Here is a 4,075-nt window from a genome sequence, read left to right on the forward strand (position 1 = left end):
CAACGGCCTGCGCTCCATGGTGCTGTCGGATTACGGGCCGGCCTTTCCCTACCTGAAGCTGCAGACGCAGGTATGGCGCTTTAGCTATACCAACATCTTTGCGCAGCTGCGGGGCGAGATCCCCTCATCCCCATCCGGTACGCCGGGCAGCACCGACTACCCCAAGAAGTTCTTTGCCATGCACCACCTGAGCCTCAACATTACCGATAATCTGAATGTGGGCCTCTTTGAAGCGGTGATGAGCGGCGATGAGAACAGCAACGGAATAGAGGCCGACTACTTCAATCCCGTTATCTTCTACCGGGCCATTGAGCAGTACGGCGGCAGCAATGATAATGCGCTGGTGGGCCTGGATGCCAAATGGAACCTCTTCAAGCGGGTACAGCTCTATGGGCAGTTTGTGCTGGATGAGTTTCTGCTGAGTGCCTACCAGCAGGGCAACGGCTGGTGGGGCAATAAGTGGGCCTCGCAGCTGGGGGGTAAGTACATCAATGTCTTTGGCCTGCCCAATCTGGATGCGCAGCTGGAGTGGAACCGCGCCCGTCCCTTTATGTACACCCACCAGAGCAACTACACCAGCTATACCCATTACGGCCAGCCGCTGGCGCACCCCCTGGGCGCCAACTTTGATGAGAAGCTTGTACGCCTGATCTACCAGCCCCTGCCCCGCCTGCAGTTGCAGGGCACCGCCATAACCGCCACATACGGTACCGATCCCGAAGGGGAGAATTGGGGCGGGGATATCTTTGAGCCCTACACCACCCGCACCCTGGATACCGGCAACCAGATAGGACAGGGCCTGTCCAACAAGCTGCTGCTGGGCGAAGTGCAGGCCTCTTACATGCTGGCGCACCGTCTCTGGCTGGAGGGCAGCTACACCCTACGCCGTCGCCAGCTGGAAGGCCAGGCCAATCAAACGACCAAGCTCCTGGAGCTAGGCCTGCGCTGGAACATTGCCCGGCCTACGAATTTGTATTTCTAACGCCCATACATCTGTTGTACCAAGGCATCACGTTCTGCCTGAACCGCTACAGGGGGCAAGCCAATAGAAATCCGTAAACTGTCTAGCTGCTCTGGGTACTGAACAGGAATTTCACTGCCATCCCGATTGGTATAGGTGCCATAGACCTGAAGTTCTTTATTGTAGAGATAGTACTTATCAATTGCTCTTCCAAGCATCAGAGGTTCGCAACTGCCCTGCTGCACAAACTGTAGTAGCTTAGGTACAAAATATGCCATGCGAATAGAGTCGGCAGTATGGAGCAGCATGATGCCAATGCCCGTCATGTTGATGGTCCAGTCTCCGTCTACCGATTCATTGCCAATCATGCGCTCATCAGGGTATCCCCTGCTTTCAAAAAGCTGCATCAGCCTATGGGTATTGATGGAATCGAGTGTCTTTTGAGCAGGTAAGGCCCCTTGATGGGACCTGTATAGCTGATCCCTTTTCTGCATAGTGGCAATCTCTTTTCGTAATTCCAGATCGACCCCATTTAGATATTCCTGCCGCATGAAGGGGTATTTTTCCTTAAGCAACCGCCAGCGGGGAGTGCGGCGCAATTCGGCAAATACGGTATCTGTTTCAAATGCCTGCCACTCTTTGCCATGGGTTTGTATCAGGGCTTCTATATAGGATAGGGCAAGACTGTCGTGTTTTAAATGAGCGGCAACCTTCGCTGCATAATATAGCTCAAGATACATGGGCTGATTTAAAGGAGGATGACTACTAAAGGCCCGTTGCCATGCCTGCCAGGCCTCCTGGTAATTCCCCTTAAGGTAGGCCAGATCGGCAAGGTAAATGTGTTGATAATACGACTCTATATAGGTATTCCCTTGCTGAAGATCTTTTTCATACGACTCCGGAAATGGTGGCTGACAGGCGATGCTACAAACGGCTGTGAATAAAAGAAGCAAGTATCGATTCATTGCTGAGTATTGTTAAACCAAAGTAGCTATTTCATTCATAGATTACAAGGGTTTGGTTGAGTCCTATCCCTCTAGGGGTGTTCCAGGCTAATGCCCTATCAATTGATGGTCACTTCCAACAACTCCCTTACATCTATCCCATTTACAGCGCAAAAGCTGTACCTTTGCCGCTGCATAAGCCTCGCTGGCATGAATTTATACTTTCGTTTGCTTTCGTTTGCCCGGCCCCTGGGCCTGCGCATTCCCAAATACATCGTCTTTACGCTGCTCTCCATTCTCTTTGGCATAGCCCGGCTTACGCTGCTCATTCCTATCCTGAGCGTACTCTTTAACCAGACCCCGGCCGAAGAACTGGAGAAATATACCCGGACGCCTTCTTTTACGCTGAGTTTTGACTGGGTGCTGCATGTGTTTTACCACAACCTGCTGCAGTGGCGGGATGAGTATGGGGTGTTTGGCTCGCTGGTCTTTGTCTGCATCATCATTGTAATCGCCTCGCTGCTTACCAGCCTGTTTACCTACCTCTCTAACATTGAGCTGGCACACATACGGGTGCAGGCCGTCAGCAACCTGCGCAAGGGCATCTATGATAAGGTGACCCGCCTGCACCTGGGCTTTTTTACCAACGAGCGCAAGGGCGACCTGATGTCGCGCATCACCAACGATGTGCAGGAGGTGGAAAGCTCCATTGTGAACAGTATTACGGTCTTTTTTCGGGAGCCGGCTACCATTATCGTTTACTTCATTGTGCTCTTTAGCATTTCCTACAAGCTCACCCTGTTTACGGTGCTGGTGCTGCCCATTTCCGGCTACATTATTTCCGGCATTGCCAAGCGGCTTAAGCGCAAGGCCACCGAAAGCCAGGAGAGCCTGGGCCGCATTGTAAACATGCTGGACGAAACCATAGGCGGCATGCGGGTAGTAAAGGCCTTTACGGCCCGGGATTTTGTGTTCAGGCGCTTTGCCCGGGAGGTAGATCACTATGGCGACGTAAACATGCACATGGCCCGCCGCAACGAGCTGGCCTCGCCCATCTCGGAGTTTCTGGGCATTTTCTTTGTGGTCTGCATTCTGCTCTATGGCGGCTCGCTGGTAATCGATGGTACCTCCGAGCTGGCCGCAGCGGCTTTTATCGGCTACATTGCCATCTTTACCCAGGTGCTGCAGCCCGGCAAGGCCATCAGCAAATCCTTTACCAGCATCCAGCGGGGCCTCTCGGCCGGCGAGCGTATTTTTCAGGTGCTGGATGTGACACCGGTGATTACCGACAAGGCCGGGGCCCAGCCCGCAAAAAGCTTCGAGCACAGCCTGGAGTTCAGGGGGGTAAGCTTTGCCTATGGAGAGACCCGGTCTGGCGAGACCCGGTCTGGAGAGACCCGGTCTGGCGAGACCCGGTCTGGAGAGACGCGGGTGCTGCAGGACATCAACCTTAAGATCGAAAAAGGGAAGACCATTGCCCTGGTAGGGCCTTCCGGAGGGGGCAAATCTACCCTGGCCGATCTGGTGGCCCGCTTCTACGACCCCACCGAAGGAGCGGTGCTGCTGGATGGCAAACCCCTTACAGACTACCAGGTGGAGTCGCTGCAGCAGCTCATGGGCATCGTCACCCAGGAAAGCATCCTGTTTAATGATACCATCTTCAACAACATTGCCTTTGGTATGCCCGAGGCGCGGGAGGAAGAAGTGATCCGGGCTGCCAAAATTGCCAATGCCCATGACTTTATCATGCAGACCGAGGGGGGCTACCAGACGCTGATCGGCGAGCGGGGCGGCCGCCTTTCCGGCGGGCAGCGGCAGCGCCTGAGCATTGCCCGGGCGGTGCTGAAGAACCCCCCCATCCTGATCCTGGATGAGGCTACCTCGGCCCTGGATTCGGAATCGGAGCGGCTGGTGCAGGAGGCGCTCACCAAACTAATGGAGGGGCGTACTTCCATTGTGATTGCCCATCGCCTGAGCACCATCCAGCATGCCGATGAAATTCTGGTGATTCAGCAGGGCAGGGTAGTGGAGCAGGGCAGCCATGAGGCGCTGCTGGAGCAGGAGGGCCTCTACAAAAAGCTCAGCCTGATGCAGTCGGTGTAGTTTCTTCCCCAAATTCCTAACAATCAAGAACTTTATCCTCTTCTACTAGTAGCAATCCTCAGCACTT

The 4,075-nt window shown here is 54.3% G+C and carries 3 protein-coding genes; 2 read left to right on the forward strand and 1 reads right to left on the reverse strand.

Going from position 1 to position 4,075, the window contains the following annotated elements; all coding sequences use genetic code 11:
- On the forward strand, positions 1-982 hold a 982-nt coding region (locus tag ADICEAN_RS20370; protein ID WP_040398573.1), incomplete at its 5' end, for a capsule assembly Wzi family protein.
- On the opposite strand, the gene ADICEAN_RS20375 is transcribed toward ADICEAN_RS20370, so the two are convergent.
- Entirely contained in the window at positions 979-1,926 is a 948-nt protein-coding gene (locus ADICEAN_RS20375) for a hypothetical protein (RefSeq protein WP_009197567.1), read from the reverse strand. The genes ADICEAN_RS20370 and ADICEAN_RS20375 overlap by 4 nt on opposite strands.
- A gap of 189 nt (positions 1,927-2,115) precedes the next feature.
- On the opposite strand from ADICEAN_RS20375, the gene ADICEAN_RS20380 reads away from it, so the two are divergent.
- Complete coding sequence (locus tag ADICEAN_RS20380; protein WP_009197568.1) at positions 2,116-4,008, forward strand: ABC transporter ATP-binding protein; 1,893 nt, start codon at positions 2,116-2,118, stop codon at positions 4,006-4,008.
- Positions 4,009-4,075: the final 67 nt, after the last annotated feature.

It is taken from the genome of Cesiribacter andamanensis AMV16 (genome assembly GCF_000348925.1).
Classification (GTDB): Bacteria; Bacteroidota; Bacteroidia; order Cytophagales; family Cyclobacteriaceae; genus Cesiribacter; species Cesiribacter andamanensis.